Below are 20,621 nucleotides of genomic sequence, written 5' to 3' on the forward strand. Positions count from 1 at the left end.
GCTCCTACACAGCTCCTCCCAGCTTCTACAGAGGAACTCAATTTGTTACTTGTGCGCCTGCTGGAGGAACGGGGGGTGGTAGAGCAAGAAACCTCAACCGCTGGATAAGCCGCGGCCACCTCCATGTAGGAGCTGTGTAGGAGCTGTCGAGTGAAACGAGGCTGCGATCTTTTGACTTTGCTTTTTAAAAACAAGATCAAAAGATCGCAGCCTCGTTTCACTCGACAGCTCCTACACAGCTCCTCCCAGCTTCTACAGAGGAACTCAATTTGTTACTTGTGCGCCTGTTGGAGGAGCGGGGCGTGGTAGAGCGAGAAACCTCAACCGCTGGATAATGCCGCGCCCACCTCCATGTAGGAGCTGTCGAGTGAAACGAGGCTGCGATCTTTTGACTTTGCTTTTTAAAAACAGGATCAAAAGATCGCAGCCTCGTTTCACTCGACAGCTCCTACACAGCTCCTACCCAGTTCCTACAGAGGAACTCAACTTGTTACGTGCTGTTCAGCCTGCCCGGAAAACCATTGCATGACCAACGCGCACGCCGGATGAGTCGCCGCCGACGGTTGCAGGCACAGCGAATAGACACCTTGTGTCTTCAACGGGCTGCCGAACGGGACGACCAGCACCCCGCGATCAATCGACTCCTGCGCCAGGGTCAGATCGGTCACCGCCACCCCAAGCCCTCGCGCCGCAGCATCAAGCGCTAACTCGTCGAGGTTGAAGGGAATGTGCCGATAGTCCTCCAGCGGCTTGCCGTCATTGGCCGCCAGCCATTCGATCCACGCTTGTTGATCGGCCGAACGATGCAGCAGCGGGAAACGAACCAAATCCTCCACCGACGCCAGCGGCCGCGTTTCGTTGGCCAGGCCGGGCGCGCACACTGGCACCAGCGCTTCTTCGAACAGGGTCAGGCAGGCAGGATCGCTGGACGGTTCCGGCAGGTAGAGGATGTAGGCGTCGCTGTCGCTGGCCGGTTCGACGATCTCGGTCGCGACGGTTTCGATCGACAGGGAAATGTCCGGGTGACTGCGATAGAAATCGCTCAATTTCGGCAGCAACCAACGCACCGCCAGCGACACATGCATGCGGATGCGGAACGGGCGTTTTTGCGGTGACAGCCGATCTTCGAGGGTTTTCAGTTGATCGAGAATATTGCGCGCACTCGCCAATACCAGCTCGCCTTCCGGGGTCAGGCGAATGCTGCGGCTGCTCCTGACAAACATCGGCACACCGAAGTGACTTTCCAGCTGCTGTATTTGCCGGCTGACGGCGCTTTGGGTCAGGCAGAGCTTGTTCGCTGCTTGGGTGAAGCTGCCGGAATCAGCGACTTCCACCAGCGCCTGCATGGCTTGAAGGGAGGGGGCGTGACGAATCTTATCCATGCGTTTTATGAATGGCTCAATGAATTTATAACGTTGGTTGTAGCACCGAAGACCTAATAGATTCTAGCGCTAGCAGCCGCCATCACACATTGCCTATGCAATTACTGCATGTGCCGGTTCGCAGAACGACAGTCTAGGCAGGTGACGCATGAATAATGAATGTGGCTGGATCGCGCAAGCAGGAAGTACTCCGGCGCTTGATCGACTGATCGGCGCGCAAAGGGCCGATTGGCTGATCATCGGCGCTGGCATCACCGGCCTGAGTGCCGCCCATGCGCTGGCGCAATTGCACCCGCAGGCGCGGATCGTGGTGGTCGACCGGCAGCGCGCGGCGCAGGGTGCTTCGGCGCGTAATTCCGGATTCGTGGTGGCCCACGAACACCCCGCCAATGATGAATTGATCGGCAACGCCGGGTTTGCCGGATTTGAAGTGGACACGACGATTTCCCGTGCCGCCAGCGCGGAAGTGCGCAAGGTGATTGACCGACACGGCATCGAGTGCGACTTCCGGGACTCGGGTTATTACTTTGCCGTCAGCGATCCCGGCAAGCTGACCCACATCGACGCCAAGCTGCACACCCTGCGGGCGCTCGGTGCCTGCGCAGAGTTTTTCGACGGCGAGCAACTGAAGCAGAAACTCGGCACAGGGCATTACCGCGCCGCGATCTGGTGCGGCAAGGGCAATGCTTTGCTGCAACCGGCGAAGTACGTGAAAGGTTTGCTCGAAGCGCTGCCGGAGACGGTGACGGTCTACGAAAACACCGACATCACTGGCCTCGAACGTTTGGGTAAAGGGCGTGTGCGGACCAATGGCATCGATGGCAGCATCGAGGCGAAACAGGTGCTGATCTGCCTCAACGCCTTCGTGCCTCGCGCCGGCATTCATGACAGCGGCACCTTTGCCATGGAACTCAGCGCCAGCCTCACGCGGCCGTTGAGTGACGAAGAGTTTCGCAATATCGGCAGTGTCGAGCCCTGGGGAGTGCTGTCCACCCGTCCGCTTGGCGCCACGGTGCGGCTGACACCTGATCGGCGGGTGATGATCCGCAACACCGCGGAATACCGCTCGCGGGATTTGTCCGGCGGTGAACTGGCGATCCGTCGCCAGCACCATGTGCTGGGTTTGCAGCGGCGTTTCCCGTGGCTGACCGAGCAGGATATCCAGCACACCTGGACCGGACACTTGAGCGCCTCACGCTCCGGACAGCCGTTTTTTTCCAGAGTGGAAGAGGGCGTGTTTGCCGTGGCCGGCTGCAACGGTTCGGGCGTGGCGCGCGGCACCCTTTGGGGACGACTGCTTGCCGAGTTTGCATCGGGTGTTGGCTCGCCGTTGCTCGATTCGGTGATGGACAGAGCCCAGCCCGGCTGGCTCCCGCCGCGCCCCTTGCTCGACATTGGCGCCCTGTTTCGGATGCGCGTCGAAGCCGTCCGGGCCAAGACAGAAATCTAGATTCCGGTTATCACAAAAGAACAAAAAGGTGATTCAACATGCAGGCCAATACACTTTCCCTGATGCTCGCGCTCACGGCATTTTCGGCAGCCACTCACGCGGCCGAAGAGGTCAATATTTCCAACTGGAACGGCTACATCGCCGACGACACCTTGATCAACTTCACTAAGGAGACCGGGATCAAGGCGACGTACGACATTCACGACAGCAACGAAGTCCTGGAATCAAAACTGATGACCGGCAACACCGGTTATGACGTGGTCAGCCCGTCGAACCATTTCCTGTCGCGATTGATCAAGGCCGGCGCGATTCAGAAACTGGACAAGAGCCAGCTGCCGAACTGGAAAAACCTCGATCCGGCGCTGATGAAAAAACTCGAGGTCAATGACCCGGGCAACCAGTACGGCTATCCCTACATGTGGGGCACCGCGGGTATTGGCTACAACGTCGAGAAAATCAAATCGATTTTCGGCACCACCGACGTCACCCATTCCTGGAGCCTGATTTTTGATGAGAACAACATCAAGAAGCTGAGCGAATGCGGCGTGGCGATCATCGATAACCCGACGCAGATTCTGCCGATCACCCTCAACTACCTCGGATTACCGCCCCATAGCCACGAGCCGGCGGACTACAAGAAAGCCGAGCAGGCGTTGCTCAAGATTCGGCCGTACGTTCAGTATTTCCATGCGTCCAAGTACGTCAGCGACTTGGCCAATGGCAATGTCTGCGCCGTGATCGGCTTTAACGGAGACGTGGTGCAAGCGGCGGCCAGTGCCAAGGAAGCGAACAACGGCATCGAGATCGCTTATTCGATCCCGGACGAGGGCTCGACCCTGTGGCTCGACATGGTGGTCATGCCCAAGAGCGCGCCCCACGAAAAGAACGGCTACGCCTACATGAATTACCTGTTGACGCCTGACGTCATCGCCAACATCAGCAACAGCATCCACTACGCCAACCCGAACCTGGCGGCGGACACGCTGGTCAATCCGGCGGTGAAGCAGGATCTGGCGATTTACCCGCCGAAAACCGTAATGGACAAGTTGTTTACGGTAGAGGATCTGCCTGCGGCGATTGCACGGTTGAGCACCCGGCTGTGGACCAAGTTGAAAACCAATACCTGACCCAAAGGTGCCTGGGTTCCATTGACGAAACCCAGGCCTCAAAGCATCACGCTCGTTTCGGCAATTTCCAGTTCGGCCGAATGAAGTGGCAGGTGTAACCGTTAGGTGTTTTTTCCAGGTAGTCCTGATGCTCAAGCTCTGCTTCCCAGAACGGGCCGGCGGGAACGATTTCAGTCACCACCCGGCCGGGCCAGAGTTTGGAGGCATCGACATCGGCCGCGGTGTCTTCGGCCACTGCTTGTTGCTCTTCGTTCAGATAGAAAATCGCCGAGCGGTAGCTGAGGCCAATGTCGTTGCCCTGGCGATTGGCAGTCGACGGGTCATGAATCTGAAAGAAAAACTCAAGGATCTGACGGTAGCTGGTGATGGCCGGATCAAACACGATTTCGATCGCTTCGGCGTGGGTGCCATGGTTGCGGTACGTCGCATTCGGCACATCGCCGCCGGAGTAACCGACTCGCGTCGACAGCACGCCTTTTTGCTTCCTTATCAGGTCCTGCATGCCCCAGAAGCAGCCACCGGCCAGGATTGCGGTTTCAGTTTGCGTGGTCATCGCTTACTCCTCAGTGTTGATTGATGTGATCAGGTTGTTGCGCAGGGGCTCGGGGGAGGTCTGCGCTGATGTGAACTCATTCTGCATCAGACCGGTCGCGCCCGAGAACCTCGTTTCTGCCTTCCGGCGGGTCGACGTGCAGGGCAACGTCGAACCCGCCGCGCGGTGCATCACGCCGTGAGGACGTTCAGATCCACGTCGATGTTGCCACGGGTTGCCTTCGAGTATGGGCAGATCTGGTCGGCGGTGTGCGCCAGGGTCTTTGCAACATCGTCCGCCAGGCCGGGCACGCGCAGGGTCAAGCGAGCTTGAAGGAAGTACTCGGCACCGGTCTGACCGACGTCGACTTCGATGTCCACGGACATGTCTGCCGGCAGCACTACGTTCAGGTCATTGGCCACCAGGCCGACAGCGGCGGTGTAGCAGGCCGACCATGCGCCGGCAAACAATTGCTCGGCGGCCGGGTGCGGTTGGGTGCCGGCGATCACGTGCGCAGGCTGGGCGTTGCCGGGCGACGAGAGGGCGATGTCGAGGCTGCCGTTATGGCCGCGCGAGGTGTTGCCGGTGCTGCTGGCGGTGGTGTGGGTTTTGCCGGTGGCCAGTACTTTTTCAATCTTGCTCATGGGTGATTACCTGAATGTTTAATAAGTTTGTTATTCGTATGCGCTTGTATCGCATACGACATATGTAATGTTTCTAAAATGTCGGTGGGTGTTAAAGCTTCGCGGTGTTTCAGGCCGTGAGAACGTTCAGGGCCACTTCGATGTTGCCGCGTGTTGCCTTGGAGTACGGGCAGATTTGGTCGGCGGCGTGGGCGATTTCGGTCGCTACAGCTTGATCCAGGCCGGGAGCGCGCAGTGTCAGGCGTGCTTGAAGGAAGTAAGCGTCGCCGGTCTGGCCGAGGTCGACTTCGATATCGACGGACAAATCGGATGGAAGCTCAACGTTGCGTTGTTTGGCGGCAAGACCGACGGCGGCGATGTAGCAGGCCGACCAGGCGCCGGCAAACAATTGCTCGGCTTTCGGGTGCGGTTGGGTGCCTTTGAATTCATGAACGGGTTTGTCGCTGCCAGGCGACGTCAGCACGATGTCGAGGGTGCCGTTATGGCCGCGCGAAGTGGTGCCGGTGCTGCTCATGGTGGTGTGGGTTTTGCCGGAGGCCAGGACTTTTTCGATCTTGCTCATGGGATGAATCCTCAAAAGTGCAGTAGGGTTTGCTTGTCTGACGTATACGTTTGTATCGTATGCGATGGAAGTAATACTCGCGCAGTCGCCAATCGAAGTCAATAGGGTAAAGGCGTGCTTGGCGACGAATGGTCGAAGCAGGGGAGGTGGCATTGGCTCCCGGTTCCGCACACAACGAAAAAGCCCGCACAGGGCGGGCTTCGAAATCGAGTAGGTGGCCAGCGCTGGTCTCTGGCTTACAAGGTTTATCAGGCTTCTGACAGAACAGTTTTGTGCTGTCCTGCTTCACACGGCATAAGGGCTGGACCTCACCTCGGAGAGTCTTTCTAACCGTGTACCCTTAGGAGCGCGCCCCACGCTTCCTCGCTATCCTCTTGCGCATCAGTCTGCGTCTTCACCTACAAAATTCAGAATAGCAAAGCCTGCGAAACGCAAAGCGGACTTTTTAGACCGATTTCGTCCTTGGGCAAGGGCGGCAGGATGGATAAATGCTATAGGGAACAACCCGGTACGGCCTGCCAGGGAAGACAGGCCGCATGCGGTGCCCGGGTTAAACCAGATTGATCTCGACGTCGATGTTGCCACGGGTCGCTTTGGAGTACGGGCAGGTCTGATGCGCGGCATCCACTAGCGCCCGTGCGACAACCGGATCCAGACCCGGAAGACTGACATTGAGGCGGGCCTGCAGGAAGAAGGCGTTTTCGGTCTTGCCCAGGTCCACTTCGGCATCAACAGCGACACCGCTCGGCAAGGTCACTTTCTGCGCGGCAGCGGCTTTACCGATCGCGCCGATGAAGCAGGCCGACCAGCCCGCACCCAGCAGTTGCTCGGGGTTGGTGCCAGCGCCGGAAGAGCCAGGCGGGGAAAGCTTGACGTCCAGACGTCCATCCGAACTCTTCGATTCGCCGTCGCGGCCGCCGGTGGTGTGGGTCCTGCCGGTGTACAGCACGGTGTCGATTTTATTGATCATGACGAGTTCCTGCTAAAGGGTTGGGGGCCTCACCGTTTATGCCGTCGCTTCTACGGACGAACGGGAGAAGCCCCCACTTTTCCACCTTTATGTAATGCCTATGTGTCCTGATCCGGTGGTTGTGTATCGCTGTGTAAGATCGTCAGCGAACATACACATCGATACAAACCGGTTACGCCTGCCAGTTTTTTCGGTGAGCCGGTGCGCCCAATGGCGAACTGGTTGCTCCGCCATCGACGACAATCTCGGCGCCCACGACGTTTGAGGAGTCGCTGGAGGCGAGGAACAGCGCGACCGTGGCGACTTCATGAGCCTCACCTATGCGACCGAGCGGGATGGTGGTCTTCAGTTTTTCCTCCAGCGCATCCATTCCAACCTTGGCGGCGTGAGGGTTCCAGACCGGTGTGCGCGCAGCCCCGGGGGTAATCTGATTGACGCGAATGCCACGCGGCGCAAACTCTGCGGCCATCACTCGGGTCATGGAGCGAACGGCGCCTTTGGTGGCTGCGTAGGCGCTATAAGCAGGCCATCCCATATCGGCGTGCACCGAACCGTTCAAAATGATCGAAGCTCCCGGGTTGAGATGCGGTTCGGCTGCCTGCACGGTAAAAAATGTGCCAGTGAGGTTGGTATTGATGATGTTCTGGAACGTTTCCAGCGTGGTGCCGCCTACCGGGGTCAACCCCGCAATTCCGGCATTGGCGAACACAATGTCCAGCTTGCCGAATGCCGCTACGGCTGCTGATACGGCGCGCTCGATCTCTTTCACGTCGGTCAGGTCTGCCTGGATCGCCAGCAGGTTTGGCCCCAACGCCTCTCGGGCTTCGTCCAGGGTTTTTTGACTGCGACCGGTGATCGCGACTTTTGCGCCTTCAGCGATGAACAGTTTGGCGGTGGCCAGGCCGAGGCCACTGTTGCCGCCGGTGATGAATGCAGTTTTGCCAGCCAGTTTCATTGGGAATCTCCTGCGGTTTTATAATGCAACCATTGAGGGCGAAATCACTGTGCGTCTGGCACAGGAATCACTCGAAATCGGGTTATCGGTTTCATTATGAAACCAATGGAAGTGATTTTTACCAGCATGAGTTGTATTATGCAACCACCTGCCATCTGACGGATTTGCGTCAGCGTTGGCGCATTTTTGTTGGAGGTTGGTTTACATGAAGCGCAAAAGCTTGCAGGGCAATCCCTGTCCGGTCGCTCGATCCCTGGATCTGATTGGCGACTGGTGGTCCTTGCTCATCATTCGTGATGCGCTTTCTGGCACGAAGCGCTTCAGCGATTTTCAAAAAAGCCTGAATGTCGCGAAAAACATTCTGAGCACCCGCCTCAAAGGCCTGGTGGCAGAGGGTGTGATGCGCATGGAGCCGGCGGCCGACGGGAGCATCTACAAGGAGTATGTGCTGACTGAAAAGGGCAGGGCGTTGCAGACCGTCCTGATCGCCCTGTCGCAGTGGGGCAACGAGTTTTTGTACGAGCCCGGCGAAGCGGGGTCCGTCATGGTCGACGCACAGGATCGTCAGCCGATCCAGAAACTGCAGTTGGTTTCAACGGATGGACGTCAGCTCAAGCCAGAAGACATCGTGACCAAACTGGGCGTACCGCACTGACCGTGCGCCCACGGTTGTATCCGAACGTATCCCCGGCCCTTGTCGTTACCTGGGCATACAAAACCCTGCGTTGCTCGACACCTGCGCGATACACAGCGACCTCCTAATGAAGCCACCGCAACCGCGGCATTCATTGGAGAATTGCGATGTCCCGTATCACATCCCGTCACACCGCAGGCCTGCTCGGCATCGCCCTGGCTGCCGCTGTATCACTCAACGCATTCGCGGCTGAAGAAGCAAAAGCGCCTGCGCAAGCCGCTCCGGCAAAAAGCTGGCAGACAGGCCTTCACCGCACGGACCTGGTGCGCCAGGACCTCGACATTTCCAAGGGGGAGGTGATTCAGGTGCGTGTCGATTTCGACCCGGGCGTGGTATCCCCCAAGCACTCGCATCCTGGCGTGGAAGTCGCCTACGTCATCTCGGGCACGTTTGAGTATCAGCTCGAAGGGCGGGCGCCAGTGACGCTCAAAGCCGGCGACTCCTTGTACATCCCCGCAGGCACGATGCATGTTGCGAAGAACGTCGGTGACGGCAAGGCCTCGGAGCTGGCGACCTACCTCGTGAAAAAAGACACACCGCTGCTGATCCTTAAAGACTAAGCGATAGCCGCCCGATGCACTCCATCGGGCGGCCTCGTTACAGCGAGCCTTCAGACCCCGCCTGTTTCTCCCGGCCAACCGGCCTGACGCAATGCCTCGAGCAGTGTCTTTGCGTCCAGTCCCGGCACGGTGTGACCGTTACCCTCCGTTGTTTCAGCGGCCAGTACGGCGTTGATGATCGCTTCTTCCACCGCTTCCGTTGCGGCCAAAAACAACTCGCTGATGTGGTCGTTGTTGACCATGCGCAGGTTGTCGCAAGTGGGCGCACCTTTGCCTTCATAAGCGGCCGGTGGCACGTGTTGGTTGCCAGTGGCGAAGGCGATGAAAATGTCGCCGCTGTGGTCTTCGTTGCCGCCGCCGGTACGGGCAAGCCCGAGGCTGGCGCGCTGTGCGAGGCGCGTGCATTGATGCGGCAGCAGCGGTGCATCGGTGGCCAGGCATACGACGATCGAGCCCATGCCCGGATAGGGCAGCGATGCTCTCAGGAACGGTGAGTCAGCCTGTTCCATATAACGCCCGACCGGATAACCATCGACGCGCAGCTCATGGCGAATGCCATGGTTGGCCTGGACGATCGCACCGACGGTCCAGCCGCCCTGGGCCTTGCTCAATTGGCGCGAGGACGTGCCGATACCGCCCTTGAATTCGTGACAGATCATCCCGCTGCCGCCACCCACCGCACCTTCCGTCACTGGTCCGCCGACGGCATTGTCCTGGGCCTCGGCCACATGTTCGGGCTTCACATGAAAGCCGTTGATGTCGCTGAGCAGGCCGTCGAAGGTCTCCAGCACCACCGGCATGTTCCAGTACAGTCGCCCGTCATCGGGCTGGGCCTGGCGATCCAAAGCAATCAACGCATCTCGCACCACGCCCAGGCTGTGGGTGTTGGTGAAGGCGATCGGGCTCGTCAGCAGGCCGGCTTCACGAATCCACTCAAGCCCCGTGGCGTCGCCGTTGCCGTTGAGGACATGGACGCCGGCAAAACACGGTTGCTGATTGGTCGATCCGGCACGCGGTTCGATCAGCGTCACCCCGGTGTAAATGTCGCGACCACTGGCGGTGCGGCCGCGTACATCGCTGTGGCCGACGCGCACGCCGGGCACATCGGTGATGGCGTTGAGGGGGCCGGGTTGCAGTTGGCCGAACTGGATATTCAAATCGCGGGCACGTGGTTTCATCGTTTCTCTCATCTTTACCGAATAATTAAGTTTCTGTAGGAGCTGTCGAGTGAAACGAGGCTGCGATCTTTTGATCCTGATCTTTTTAAAAGCAAGATCAAAAGATCGCAGCCTCGTTTCACTCGACAGCTCCTACACAGCTCCTACATTGGGCGGTCGTGTGTTATTGGCCGTTTTTCACTTTGCTCCAGATCCGCGTGCGCACCCGTTCAGTGGCCGGCGGCAACGGCTGAAGGGTGAACAACGTGGCCATCGCTTCGGCGGACGGATACACCGCCGGGTTGTTGCGGGTCGCTTCGGCCACCAACGGTGTCGCGCTGCGGTTGCCGTTGGGGTAGGACAGGTGATCGCTGACCGGGGCGATGACGTCGGGGCGCATCAGGTAGTCGATGAAGGCCAGGCCTTGCTCCGGATGCGGTGCGTCCTTGAGCAACACCAGCGTATCGAACCAGACCGGCGCGCCTTCCTTCGGCAGGCTATAGGCGATCTTCACGCCGTTCTTGGCCTGCTCGGCATTGGTCTTGGCTTCGAGCATCGCGCCAGACCAGCCCACCGCCACGCAGATGTTGCCGTTGGCCAGGTCGCTGATGAATTTGGAGGAGTTGAAGTAGGCAATGTGCGGACGCAGCTTGAGCAGCAGCGCTTCGGCCTTTTTGTAGTCCTCGGGATTGGTGCTGTTGGGTGGCAAGCCCAGGTAATGCAGGGCGACCGGCAGCATCTCCGACGGCGAGTCGAGCATCGCTACGCCGCACTGGCCAAGCTTGGCCAGGTTCGCTTCGTTGAACACCAGGTCCCAGGAATCCACCGGCGCCTTGTCACCCAACGCGGCACGCACCTTGTCGATGTTGTAACCAATGCCGTTGGTGCCCCACAGGTACGGCACGGCGTACTGATTGCCTGGATCGTTGTTGGCCAGTTTCGCCAGCAGCTCGGTGTCCATGTTCTTGAAGTCGGGCATCTGTGCGCGGGGCAGAGGTGCCAGGGCGCCGGCCTTGATCAGGGTCGGCAGGCTGAAGTTACTCGCCACCACCACGTCGTATCCGCTACGGCTGGTCAGCAGTTTGCCTTCCAGTACTTCGGCGCTGTCGAAAGTGTCGTAAACCGGCTCGATACCGGTGTCGCGCTTGAAGTCGTGCAGCGTGGTGGGGCCGATGTAGTCATACCAGTTGTAGACATGAACCGTGGGCCCCTCGGCAGCGACCGCCGACAGCGAAACGCACAAACAGGCGCTTAGTCCAAGATTGATCTGTTGACGGCGACGACTCATGATGCGGCACTCCTGGCCTGCTGCAGGCCGGTGATGAACAGGTGCTTGCAGCGTATCGGCAGGCGGGATACACACCCATTCCCATCATGGGTTACTCGAAAGGGGTAGTGCGTGGACGCGTTGTTGAAAGAGTTGCCGGTGCATCAGGGGCTGGCGCGAGTATTTGGCGCGTTGGGCCAGGACGGTTTCTGGCGCGCGCTGGTCGACACCCTGCGGCTGCTGGTGCCGCTGGACAACGCGTTGGTGGCGGTGATGCGGGCGGGCCGAGTGCCGCGCTTGCTGATCGACTTCGACTCAAAAGGTGGCGCCACCGAACACGAAGAACTGGCGGACTACAGCGCCGGCATGTACCTGCTGGATCCCTTTTACCAAGCGGTTTGCGCGGGCATTGCCGATGGCTTGCACAGCCTCGATTCGGTGGCCCCCGACCAGTTTCAGCAGAGCGAGTATTACCTGAGTTACTTCCGCTCGGTGGTGGGCGCAGACGAGTTGCAGTTCATGGTCAACATCGACGGTGCCGTGCTCGGTTTATCGCTGGGACGCTCGACGCGGTTCACCCTCGAAGAGCAGGGCCGTTTGCTGTGTGTGCGCGATTGGGTGTTGTCGGCAATGCGCCGGCATCTGCAGTTGATGCCGCCGGAAGGCAAGACTGCCGAGGCCGTGGCTGGCGATCTGGCAACCCTGCTGGATCGCTTCGATGCGCGATTGTCCGTGCGGGAAGTCGAAACGGCTCGGCTGATTCTCCAGGGTTTTTCCAGCAAAGCCATCGCCCAGCAAATGGCCATTTCGCCGGAGACGGTGAAGGTGCATCGGCGCAATCTCTATCACAAGCTCAACGTGAACGGTCACGGCGAGCTGTTTGCGCTGGTGTTGCAGCCGCGTTGACCAACACAGGTCTCACACCCAATCCTCTGTGGGAGCGGGCTTGCTCGCGAATGCGGAGTGTCAGACGACAACTCTTTTACCTGACACACCGCTTTCGCGAGCAAGCCCGCTCCCACAGGGACCTCAATTTCCGAGTGTGAAGACCAACGCCTTCAACCCGCACTCAACATCGGCATCCGGAAACTCTGGCGGATTCTCCAGCCGCTGCTCGAAACGCAGGCTCGGTGCTTCTCGCTCGACGCCGTCGATGAGGAAGTCCGCGCCAAACGCCGGGTCGTTCATGCACGCCAGTACCGTCCCTTCGGGGCTGAGCAATTCCGGCAGTCGACGCAACACGCGCTGGTAATCCTTGGTCAGCAGAAAGCTGCCTTTCTGAAAGGACGGCGGGTCGATGATCACCAAATCGTAGGGCCCTTTGCCAATCACCTTGCCCCAGGACTTGAACAAGTCGTGCCCGAGAAAACTCACCTTACTCATGTCGTGGCCATTGAGCCGATGGTTGTCGCGACCACGGTTCAGGGCCGGGCTGGACATGTCCAGATTGACCACGTGTTCGGCGCCACCCTCGATGGCCGCGACCGAAAAGCCGCAGGTGTAGGCAAACAGATTCAACACACGCTTGCCTTCGGCATTCGCTCGCACCCAGTCGCGGCCGTAGCGCATGTCGAGGAACAGCCCGGTGTTCTGCTTGCGGCCCAGGTCCACGCGATAACGCAGACCGCCCTCGGTAATGATCAGTTCGTCGATGGCTTCCCCAAGCAGCCATTCGGTGGTGCTTTGCAGCAGATAGCGGTGTTGCAGCAACAAGGTCTGCGCACCGGATTTTTCCCATTGCGCCGATTCAGTGATCGCCATCAGTAGCTGTTTCAACGCCTCCAGCTGCGCCGCTTCAGGTTCCTTGAACAGCGACACCAGCACCACGCCCTGCAGCCAGTCGACGGTCAATTGTTCCAGCCCCGGCCAGCAACGACCCCGGCCATGAAACAGCCGACGGGTTTCTGCGGGTGCATCTGCCAGGGCCGTCAGCAAATGGTCGTGAAGGGTGGAGAGAGCGTCAGCGTTCATCGGGCAGGGGCCAGCAGTTCAAGGGGGCGGCATTTTACACAATTGTGGGTTGGCAAACGGCTGCGATGGTCGGGATGTACGCACAATATTCAACAGGCATGTATCAAAAATGAATTTCCGCCAGATCCGCTGCTCATACCTGTAGGCAGCGGATTTGAGCCCGCGAAATCATTAGGCAATCAGGGAGTGGCAAAGTCATGTGTCCAATATCGACGGCGGGCGAGCACCTTCCTGGCGGGTTGATTCTGGTGGTTGAAGATGACCCGCTGATTCTAGAATTTCTCTGCGAAATTCTTCAGGAGGAAGGTTTCAAGGTTGAGCCGCACGTCAGCGCGGACGCTGCATCGGTGTACCTGAAATTGCATGCAAACGAGGTGGGTCTGTTGCTCACGGACATCACCATGCCCGGAAAGCTTAACGGTGCGGACCTGGCCAATGAGTTTGGCGATCGCTGGCCGGACAAACCGATCATGATCATGTCCGGATATGAAACTCCCGAAAGCTCCGGGGTGCGGCATGAGGTGTCTTTCATCAAGAAACCCTGGGCATTGGGACAACTGCTGGATTGTGTCGAAGGGGCCTTCAGGTCGCGACGGTCACTTTAGGTCGTGTACATTGACGGACCTGCCTGACACACGAAGGAAGCTCATCCTTGTCTGCTCACGACTCCGTTTTTAACACGCCGTATCGCGCGTTCCTGTTCGACATGGACGGCACCGTCCTCAACTCCATCGCCGCCGCCGAGCGCATCTGGACCACCTGGGCCTTGCGTCACGGCGTGGATGTCGAGTCCTTCCTGCCGACCATCCACGGCGCCCGTGCCATCGACACCATCAACCGCCTGGCGTTGCCCGGGGTGGATTCCGAAGCAGAAGCCAACTGGATTACCGAGGCGGAAATCGAGGACGTGGTGGGGATAGTCGAGGTGGCTGGCGCGGCAGATTTTCTCAGGTCCTTGCCGGCGAATCAGTGGGCAATTGTCACCTCTGCGCCAAGAGCACTGGCGTTACGCCGGATGGCGGCGGCGGGGATTCCCGAGCCTGGTGTCATGGTCACGGCCGAAGATGTCAGCGCCGGCAAACCGGATCCTGCGGGCTATCGACTGGCGGCTAAGCGCTTGGGTGTTGAGGTGACCGATTGCCTGATCTTTGAAGATGCCACGGTGGGGATTCTGGCGGCGGAGGCGGCGGGGGCGGGACTGTTGATCGTCACCGCGACGCACGATCATCCGATTCAGACGGCGCATGCGACATTGGCCAGTTATGAATCTGTTACGGCGCAAGTGGCTCCCGACAACCTTATCCGCCTGACAAAAATCTAAAATGTGGGAGCGGGCTTGCTCGCGAAAGCGGTGGGTCAGTCAACATCAATGTTGAATGTCATGGCCCCTTCGCGAGCAAGCCCGCTCCCACATTAGGATTGTGTTTATTCAGTACAACCCGGGGATCAACCGCCAGCTACGGGCGCAGTAAGCTTCATATTCACTGCCAAACTGTGCCCTCAGTAGCGCCTCTTCGGAGTGAATCCGCGCAATCAGCGGAATCACCGTCAGCGCCGCCAGCAGCAACCCGACCCCCGAGCGAAATGCCAGCGCCCAGCCCACGGCGATGACCAGCATCCCCAGGTAACTGGGGTTGCGCAAGCGGCGATAAATCCCGTCGGTCACCAAGCTGTGACCCGGTTGAATTGCCACCAATCCGCTGAAACGCTTGCCCAGCACAAACACCGGCCACATACGTAGTGCGCCGCCGAGGATGAACAGCCACGCCCCCAGCCAGCGCACACCTTCGCCACCGAAGGTCCAGAAATCGATCCGGTCGGTGTACGCCGGCAAATATCCGCTCAACAGCCCGATTACGCCAAACGCTGGCAGCACCCAGCGATTGGCCCGGTCTTCACGTTCGCCTGAGCTCAGATTGACCTCGGTGAACAACGAGGCAACGGCCATCCCCAAGGTGGCGATGACAACGACCACCAGCGGCGCATGGGTAAAAAATGCCGCAAACCCGCCCAGCCCCCACACCGCGAGTCCGAGGTAGGCGAGGGTGGAGACGATGGTGAAAAATGCCAGTCTGGCGGAGATTTTCATGGGTGGATTTTCCTGGTTCCAACCGACTTCTTGAGTGTAGATGGTCATGCCGATCCGTCGGATTGCGCTAGCCTCAATGAACGTTCCGGTCAGGCAAAAGGAGAGGTGAATGAACAAACGCTTGATAGCGGTTGCGATGTTCCTGGTCATCATGGGAGGTGGCGTCGTCGCGTGCACGACACCCTCGCTCGAACCTTATTCACCGATCGTTTTACAGCATTCAGAGCCAGCACCGGGTGCGCTGACCGCGCGATTCATGGGCGTGTCGACCCTGATGCTCAGCGACGGCAAAACATCGATCATGACCGACGGCTTCTTTTCGCGTCCGGGATTCTGGAGGGTGGCGCTGGGCCGGATCGGGCCGGTGGACGAACGAATCACTGCGGCGTTGCGCACGATTGATAATCCACCGCTGGCCGCGGTGATGGTGGCGCACGCTCATTACGACCATGCGCTCGATTCCGCCGTGGTCGCCTCGCGCACGGGGGCAATGCTGATAGGGTCAACATCGGTCGCCAGGATCGGGTCAGGCGCAGGACTTCCAGCCGAGCGAATCAAGACGGTCGACAAACAACCTTTCGAGTTCGGCGAGTTCACGGTGAAAGCCTTCCAGTCACCCCACTCTCCGGGCGCGAGGTACCCCGGGAACATCGAAACGGCGCTGATCCCGCCCGCCAGAGCCAGTGAATACAAGGAGGGCGGCAATTACTCTTATTTGATCGAACAACACGATGGCCTGAAGATTCTCATCCACCCCAGCGCCAATTTCACCAAAGGCCTGTTCAACAACGTCAAGGCTGACGTGGTGTTTCTGGGCATCGGTTTCCTCGGCAAGCAGGACATCCAGTTTGCCCGTGACTACTGGCATGAAGTGGTACAAGTCACCGGCGCGCGGCTGGTGATTCCGATCCATTGGGATTATTTTTTCGAGCCGCTCGACAAGGGTTTGCACCCCATGCCTGCGTGGATGGACCCCTTCGAGGTGGCGATGCAAAGGCTGATGCCGCTGGCCCTGGCCGATGGCGTGGCCTTGCGGATGATGCCGCTGTTTAAAGTTGTCGATCTAAAAGCGGCGCTTCCTGCGCAGTAGCCTTCACGCCGTCATCTGCGACCTGGCATTGCGCCGAATCACCTGCGGCGGCTGGCCAAACGCCCGAAGGAAGGCTTCGCGCATGCGACGACGGTCGGTGAAGCCGGCCTCGGCGGCGATCTGGTCAAGGGTCAGGCGCCCGCTTTCGAGCAGCTGCCGCGCCGCCTCCAGACGCAGGTTTTCGATGGCCTTGGCCGGCGACTGCCCGGTCTCGGCGCGAAAAGTCCGGCTGAACTGCCTGGGACTGAGGCGCGCCACGTCCGCCAGTTGCTCCACCGACAAGGCCGATGTCAGGTGTTCCCGGGCGTAGCCGAGGACGGTTTGAATACGGTCGGATTTGGGCTCGAGTTCCAGCAAGGCCGAATGCTGCGACTGGCCACCCGCGCGGCGATGGTACATCACCAGTTTCTGCGCGACGGAACGGGCCAGTTCGGCGCCATGATCCTTTTCAACCATGGCCAGCGCCAGGTCGATGCCTGCGGTCATGCCGGCGGAAGTCCAGATGGAACCGTCGACCACATAAATTCGGTCCTCTTCCACCTTGATCGAGGGAAACCGCGTTTGCAGGTCCCGCGCATACGCCCAATGCGTGGTGGCGCGCCGTCCGTCGAGCAGGCCGGCCTGGGCCAGCACAAACGCCCCCGAACAGATCGACGCTGTACGTCGTGCGGTTTTCACGCTGTCGCGCACGTACGCCAGCACACCCTCGGGCGCTTGCTCGAGGATCGAGTCGCCGCCGACCACGATCACGGTGTCGAACACCCGCTCATCAAACGCCTCGGTGCCGACACTCAAACCGCCGGAAGCCCGCAGGGAACGGCCATCCTCAGAGATCACGCTGACCTCATACAGCGCTTCGCCGGCGCTGAAGTTGGCGTACTCGAACACCGGCATCGCCGCCAGCGCCATGGACTGGAACCCCTCGAAAACCACAAACGCCACGGAAGTCATGATGGTGCCCTCTAAGCCTGTGTCCTAATAACGTACTTTAAACGTCATTTGAGACGAGCGTCAGTCAATTTATAAAGTTCACACCGGCGACCTTATCGCCTCACTGTGAAGGAAATTGCACATGGCACTCTCATCAAAAGGCACCGCACTGATCACCGGCGCTTCTTCGGGCATCGGCGCGGTCTACGCCGACCGTCTCGCCCGGCAGGGTTACGACCTGATTCTGGTCGCCCGCCGCCAGGGCAAACTCAACGCCTTGGCCAACCGCTTGAGCAACGAAACCGGCCGCGCCGTGGAAGTGGTCGCCGCCGAACTCAAAGACAAGGCCGACCTGCGGCGGGTTGAAAGTATCCTGCGCAACGACGCGAGCATCACCTTGCTGGTCAACAACGCTGGCGTTGGCGGCGTGATGCCGTTGCTTGGCAGCCCGGTGGATGACATGGAAGACATGATTGCCCTCAACGTCACCGCGCTGATGCGTTTGTCCTACGCCGTGGTGCCTGGCTTCGTTGCACGGGGCAGCGGCACCGTCATCAACATTTCCTCCATCGTCGCCATCGCTCCAGAAATCCTCAACGGTGTTTACGGCGGGAGCAAGGCCTTCGTGCTGGGCCTGAGCCAGTCGATGCATCACGAACTGGCCGACAAAGGCATTCGCGTCCAGGCAGTGTTGCCCGGCGCCACCGCCACCGACTTCTGGAGCGAGGCGGGCAACCCGGTGGAGAACCTGCCGCAAGAGATCGTGATGTCGGCCGAGGACATGGTCGATGCCGCGCTGGCAGGGTTGGCGCAAGGCGAAGTGGTGACCATCCCTGGCCTGCACGAGGGCGACAAATGGGACACGTACGAAGCCCAGCGTCAGGTGCTGTCGGGGTCGTTTGGCCACTCGTCAGCGGCACCGCGTTATCGGTAAGGCGGTAACCCCGGGGGCAGGGTGAACTAAGCTTGGATAAGGACTGTTCACCACCGGCCTGGCGAAAACCTCGACAAGCCGGTGCTGCCAAAGGGAGCACACAATGCTTCACATCAGAACGCCCTTGATTCTGCACCCAGGCCTGTCAACGCCGACCCGGCGCATCTGGCTCAAGCTGGAAAACCTGCAACCCAGCGGCTCGTTCAAAATGCGTGGCATGGGCCTTTTGTGCAGTCAGGCAAAGGCCCAGGGCAAGCGCAAAGTCGTCTGTCCTTCCGGTGGCAACGCCGGGTTCGCCACTGCCATGGCGGCCGCTGCCCTCGGGCTCAAAGCCTGCATTGTCGTGCCGCACACCACCCCGGAAACCACTCGCGCCAGGATCAGGAAAACCGGCGCTGAGGTGATCGTCCACGGCAAGGTCTGGGACGAGGCCAATCAACGGGCGAAAGAGCTGTCACAGGACGCGGATACCGAATACGTACCAGCCTTCGATCATCCGGTGTTGTGGGAAGGACACAGCACCCTGATTGATGAAGTCCTCGAGGATTGTCCTCAAGTCGATGCGTTGGTGACGTCGGTGGGCGGCGGCGGTTTGCTGGCGGGGTTGCTGACCGGGTTGATCCGGCACCAGCGCATGGATTGCCGGATCGTTACCTGCGAAACCCAAGGTGCAGCGTCCTTCGCCGCCGCCATGGAGGCGGGGCACCCCGTCAGGCTGGCGCGCATCGACACCGTCGCGACATCGCTGGGCGCTGCCAAAGTGGCCGCGTGGCCGGTGCAGCACCTGCCCGATTTTCCCTACGAATGTGTGGTGCTCAGTGATGACGAGGCGATCATGGGCGTGGTGCGATACGCCAACGACTTGCGTCAGTTGGTCGAACCGGCGTGCGGTGTTTCATTGGCCGTGGCGTACCTGGACCATCCGGCGATCGCCGAAGCCCATGACGTGGTGATTGTGGTGTGTGGCGGGGTCAGCATCAGCGCGCAGCTGGTGGCCGGGTGGGCGCGTTTGTCCGCAGGGTGAAGCAAGGCAGGGCTGCACACACTCCGGCTGTCGCGAGCCCCACCGTTACCGTTTCACCTTCATTGGCCGGCAGCAGCGCCTTCCTGGATCAGGATGGCTCTGGCCAGCTCTTCGTCGCTGGCTTTGAGTCCGGGATTTTCCTGGCGAATCTGATTCAACACCGACTCCAGATACACACCGCGAATCGTACCGCCACTGGCCACGAAGCTGGAGGCGTCATCACGGGCGGGAATCGCCAGTTTGTGGTCCTTGAACGTCGAGTACAGCGATGCGGAAACCCCCGCAGAGGTGGCGACATCGCCTGCGTCCACTTTGGCGAAGGCCGAACCGAAGGGCAAACACAACATGAATGAGGAAATGATAATCAGACGGCGCATAGCAATGTCCTCTGAAGCGTGAAGCAAAAAAGGGAGTACTTCATCATTTAGGATGCCCGGCGATCGTCAGGAGTTCCCTGTGGATGCGTTATCCGCGCCCGATACCGTTCAAAACCGCAGCGTTGCCCCGGTGGTCAGCCACTGATCGCGTTCCCCGCTCAGGTTGCGTCCCACCAGCAGATCGACGTCGATGCGTTCACCGACATGCAGCCTCGGCCCGGCCTGCCACGCCTGTTCGCCGCCTTGTTGGCCGTAGCGTTCGGCGATCAGCGTGAGGGAGCGGGCCAAGTCGTATTCGACACCGGTGCCCCAGGTCCAGCGATGGTTTTGCTCGCCCTCGTCATAGGCGTGGGCCCAGCCGGCATTGAGGTTCAGGCGCAGGTTATCCAGCGGTTGATAGGTGAGCGGCAGGTTCAGGTCGGCGCCATCGAAGGCGTGGGCCCGATTGAAGGCAAAGTGCGCTGTCCCCGCCAGCGCCAACTGCAGGCCAAGGTCTTCCCGAGAGAATATTTGTGTCTTGAATTGCGGGCTCAACTGCGTTTCCGCATCCCCGTCATCGCGGCTGTGCTGCACGGCGGCGCCGAGTTGCACGTTGGGCAGGCCCTTGAACGTGCAGTCCTGTGACACCACGCTGGTACTGGACGAACCGTGCCGACCGTTCTGGTACCAGGCGTCGATGTTGCATTCGCCGGGCGCGTTGATCCCGGCGTCGTCCACCACGTAGGCTCCGCCGGCAGCGTTGGCGCTGGAGATGATGCTCAGCAACGCAATCAGGCTCAGAGTAAGGCTGACGAACAACAGATTGCGCCGCAGGCTCCGGCCTTGGGCGGGCGGCAGGCTGCGCACGAAGGACGTAAACAGGCGAGTGGGTTTTTGCATGAAATTTACCTCGATGTTTTGTGGCTG

At 59.8% G+C, this 20,621-nt stretch carries 23 protein-coding genes; 10 read left to right on the forward strand and 13 right to left on the reverse strand.

The window, feature by feature from the left end; all coding sequences use genetic code 11:
- Window positions 1–482: 482 nt before the first annotated feature.
- Window positions 483–1,382: a LysR substrate-binding domain-containing protein gene (locus ACA049_RS13105; protein WP_497336035.1), complete on the reverse strand. Its 900-nt coding sequence runs from the start codon at window positions 1,380–1,382 to the stop codon at window positions 483–485.
- 148 nt (window positions 1,383–1,530) lie between these two features.
- On the opposite strand from ACA049_RS13105, the gene ACA049_RS13110 reads away from it, so the two are divergent.
- Window positions 1,531–2,832, forward strand: a complete 1,302-nt coding sequence (locus tag ACA049_RS13110) for an NAD(P)/FAD-dependent oxidoreductase (RefSeq protein ID WP_497336037.1) — start codon at window positions 1,531–1,533, stop codon at window positions 2,830–2,832.
- Between the two features lie 38 nt (window positions 2,833–2,870).
- Entirely contained in the window at window positions 2,871–3,959 is a 1,089-nt protein-coding gene (locus tag ACA049_RS13115; protein WP_497336039.1) for a polyamine ABC transporter substrate-binding protein, read from the forward strand.
- A gap of 46 nt (window positions 3,960–4,005) precedes the next feature.
- Here ACA049_RS13115 and msrA read toward each other — a convergent pair whose 3' ends face one another.
- The 5 genes from msrA to ACA049_RS13140 all read right to left on the reverse strand — a co-directional run bounded on the left by msrA (window position 4,006) and on the right by ACA049_RS13140 (window position 7,622).
- A complete protein-coding gene (gene msrA, locus ACA049_RS13120; protein WP_497336041.1) occupies window positions 4,006–4,512 on the reverse strand; it encodes a peptide-methionine (S)-S-oxide reductase MsrA in 507 nt (168 codons plus the stop codon).
- A 170-nt stretch (window positions 4,513–4,682) separates the two neighbouring features.
- A complete protein-coding gene (locus tag ACA049_RS13125) occupies window positions 4,683–5,135 on the reverse strand; it encodes an Ohr family peroxiredoxin (RefSeq protein ID WP_497336043.1) in 453 nt (150 codons plus the stop codon).
- Between the two features lie 109 nt (window positions 5,136–5,244).
- The gene (locus ACA049_RS13130) at window positions 5,245–5,697 is read right to left on the reverse strand and encodes an Ohr family peroxiredoxin (protein ID WP_497336045.1); all 453 of its coding nucleotides are present in this window, start codon (window positions 5,695–5,697) and stop codon (window positions 5,245–5,247) included.
- 550 nt (window positions 5,698–6,247) lie between these two features.
- Complete coding sequence (locus ACA049_RS13135; protein ID WP_497336047.1) at window positions 6,248–6,667, reverse strand: organic hydroperoxide resistance protein; 420 nt, start codon at window positions 6,665–6,667, stop codon at window positions 6,248–6,250.
- A 172-nt stretch (window positions 6,668–6,839) separates the two neighbouring features.
- Window positions 6,840–7,622: an SDR family NAD(P)-dependent oxidoreductase gene (locus ACA049_RS13140; RefSeq protein ID WP_497336049.1), complete on the reverse strand. Its 783-nt coding sequence runs from the start codon at window positions 7,620–7,622 to the stop codon at window positions 6,840–6,842.
- A 205-nt stretch (window positions 7,623–7,827) separates the two neighbouring features.
- On the opposite strand from ACA049_RS13140, the gene ACA049_RS13145 reads away from it, so the two are divergent.
- On the forward strand, window positions 7,828–8,277 hold the full coding sequence (locus tag ACA049_RS13145) for a winged helix-turn-helix transcriptional regulator (RefSeq protein ID WP_497336051.1): 450 nt from the start codon (window positions 7,828–7,830) through the stop codon (window positions 8,275–8,277).
- Window positions 8,278–8,423: 146 nt separating this feature from the next.
- The gene (locus ACA049_RS13150) at window positions 8,424–8,876 is read left to right on the forward strand and encodes a cupin domain-containing protein (RefSeq protein ID WP_497336053.1); all 453 of its coding nucleotides are present in this window, start codon (window positions 8,424–8,426) and stop codon (window positions 8,874–8,876) included.
- 50 nt (window positions 8,877–8,926) lie between these two features.
- On the opposite strand, the gene ACA049_RS13155 is transcribed toward ACA049_RS13150, so the two are convergent.
- The gene (locus ACA049_RS13155; protein WP_497336055.1) at window positions 8,927–10,054 is read right to left on the reverse strand and encodes a DmpA family aminopeptidase; all 1,128 of its coding nucleotides are present in this window, start codon (window positions 10,052–10,054) and stop codon (window positions 8,927–8,929) included.
- Between the two features lie 163 nt (window positions 10,055–10,217).
- The gene (locus ACA049_RS13160; RefSeq protein ID WP_497336057.1) at window positions 10,218–11,321 is read right to left on the reverse strand and encodes an extracellular solute-binding protein; all 1,104 of its coding nucleotides are present in this window, start codon (window positions 11,319–11,321) and stop codon (window positions 10,218–10,220) included.
- 111 nt (window positions 11,322–11,432) lie between these two features.
- Between ACA049_RS13160 and ACA049_RS13165 the strand changes: the two genes are divergently transcribed.
- A complete protein-coding gene (locus ACA049_RS13165) occupies window positions 11,433–12,206 on the forward strand; it encodes a helix-turn-helix transcriptional regulator (RefSeq protein WP_497336059.1) in 774 nt (257 codons plus the stop codon).
- Window positions 12,207–12,329: 123 nt separating this feature from the next.
- Here ACA049_RS13165 and ACA049_RS13170 read toward each other — a convergent pair whose 3' ends face one another.
- A complete protein-coding gene (locus ACA049_RS13170) occupies window positions 12,330–13,271 on the reverse strand; it encodes a class I SAM-dependent methyltransferase (RefSeq protein WP_497336061.1) in 942 nt (313 codons plus the stop codon).
- Between the two features lie 197 nt (window positions 13,272–13,468).
- On the opposite strand from ACA049_RS13170, the gene ACA049_RS13175 reads away from it, so the two are divergent.
- Together ACA049_RS13175 and ACA049_RS13180 are read left to right on the forward strand one after the other, a co-directional pair.
- Window positions 13,469–13,876, forward strand: coding sequence for a response regulator (locus tag ACA049_RS13175; protein WP_497336063.1), 408 nt, complete (start codon window positions 13,469–13,471; stop codon window positions 13,874–13,876).
- A gap of 47 nt (window positions 13,877–13,923) precedes the next feature.
- The gene (locus ACA049_RS13180) at window positions 13,924–14,592 is read left to right on the forward strand and encodes an HAD-IA family hydrolase (protein WP_497336065.1); all 669 of its coding nucleotides are present in this window, start codon (window positions 13,924–13,926) and stop codon (window positions 14,590–14,592) included.
- A 108-nt stretch (window positions 14,593–14,700) separates the two neighbouring features.
- Here the strand turns inward: ACA049_RS13180 and ACA049_RS13185 are convergent, their stop codons facing one another.
- Window positions 14,701–15,360, reverse strand: a complete 660-nt coding sequence (locus tag ACA049_RS13185) for a methyltransferase family protein (protein ID WP_497336067.1) — start codon at window positions 15,358–15,360, stop codon at window positions 14,701–14,703.
- A 109-nt stretch (window positions 15,361–15,469) separates the two neighbouring features.
- Between ACA049_RS13185 and ACA049_RS13190 the strand changes: the two genes are divergently transcribed.
- The gene (locus ACA049_RS13190) at window positions 15,470–16,450 is read left to right on the forward strand and encodes an MBL fold metallo-hydrolase (RefSeq protein WP_497336069.1); all 981 of its coding nucleotides are present in this window, start codon (window positions 15,470–15,472) and stop codon (window positions 16,448–16,450) included.
- A gap of 3 nt (window positions 16,451–16,453) precedes the next feature.
- Here ACA049_RS13190 and ACA049_RS13195 read toward each other — a convergent pair whose 3' ends face one another.
- Entirely contained in the window at window positions 16,454–17,401 is a 948-nt protein-coding gene (locus ACA049_RS13195) for a GlxA family transcriptional regulator (protein WP_497336071.1), read from the reverse strand.
- Window positions 17,402–17,522: 121 nt separating this feature from the next.
- Here ACA049_RS13195 and ACA049_RS13200 point away from each other — a divergent pair, with 121 nt between their 5' ends.
- Together ACA049_RS13200 and ACA049_RS13205 are read left to right on the forward strand one after the other, a co-directional pair.
- On the forward strand, window positions 17,523–18,314 hold the full coding sequence (locus ACA049_RS13200) for an SDR family NAD(P)-dependent oxidoreductase (RefSeq protein WP_497336073.1): 792 nt from the start codon (window positions 17,523–17,525) through the stop codon (window positions 18,312–18,314).
- Between the two features lie 103 nt (window positions 18,315–18,417).
- Complete coding sequence (locus ACA049_RS13205) at window positions 18,418–19,338, forward strand: pyridoxal-phosphate dependent enzyme (protein ID WP_497336075.1); 921 nt, start codon at window positions 18,418–18,420, stop codon at window positions 19,336–19,338.
- 59 nt (window positions 19,339–19,397) lie between these two features.
- On the opposite strand, the gene ACA049_RS13210 is transcribed toward ACA049_RS13205, so the two are convergent.
- Both ACA049_RS13210 and ACA049_RS13215 read right to left on the reverse strand, forming a co-directional pair.
- Window positions 19,398–19,715 carry a DUF2388 domain-containing protein gene (locus tag ACA049_RS13210; RefSeq protein WP_094471899.1) on the reverse strand — a complete coding sequence of 106 codons (318 nt, stop codon included), beginning with the start codon at window positions 19,713–19,715 and terminating at the stop codon, window positions 19,398–19,400.
- Window positions 19,716–19,823: 108 nt separating this feature from the next.
- Window positions 19,824–20,594 (reverse strand): PA4824 family protein, encoded by a 771-nt coding sequence (locus tag ACA049_RS13215; RefSeq protein ID WP_497336077.1) that lies wholly within the window; start codon window positions 20,592–20,594, stop codon window positions 19,824–19,826.
- Window positions 20,595–20,621 lie beyond the last annotated feature (27 nt).

The sequence above is a fragment of the Pseudomonas sp. LBUM1662 genome (genome assembly GCF_059695915.1).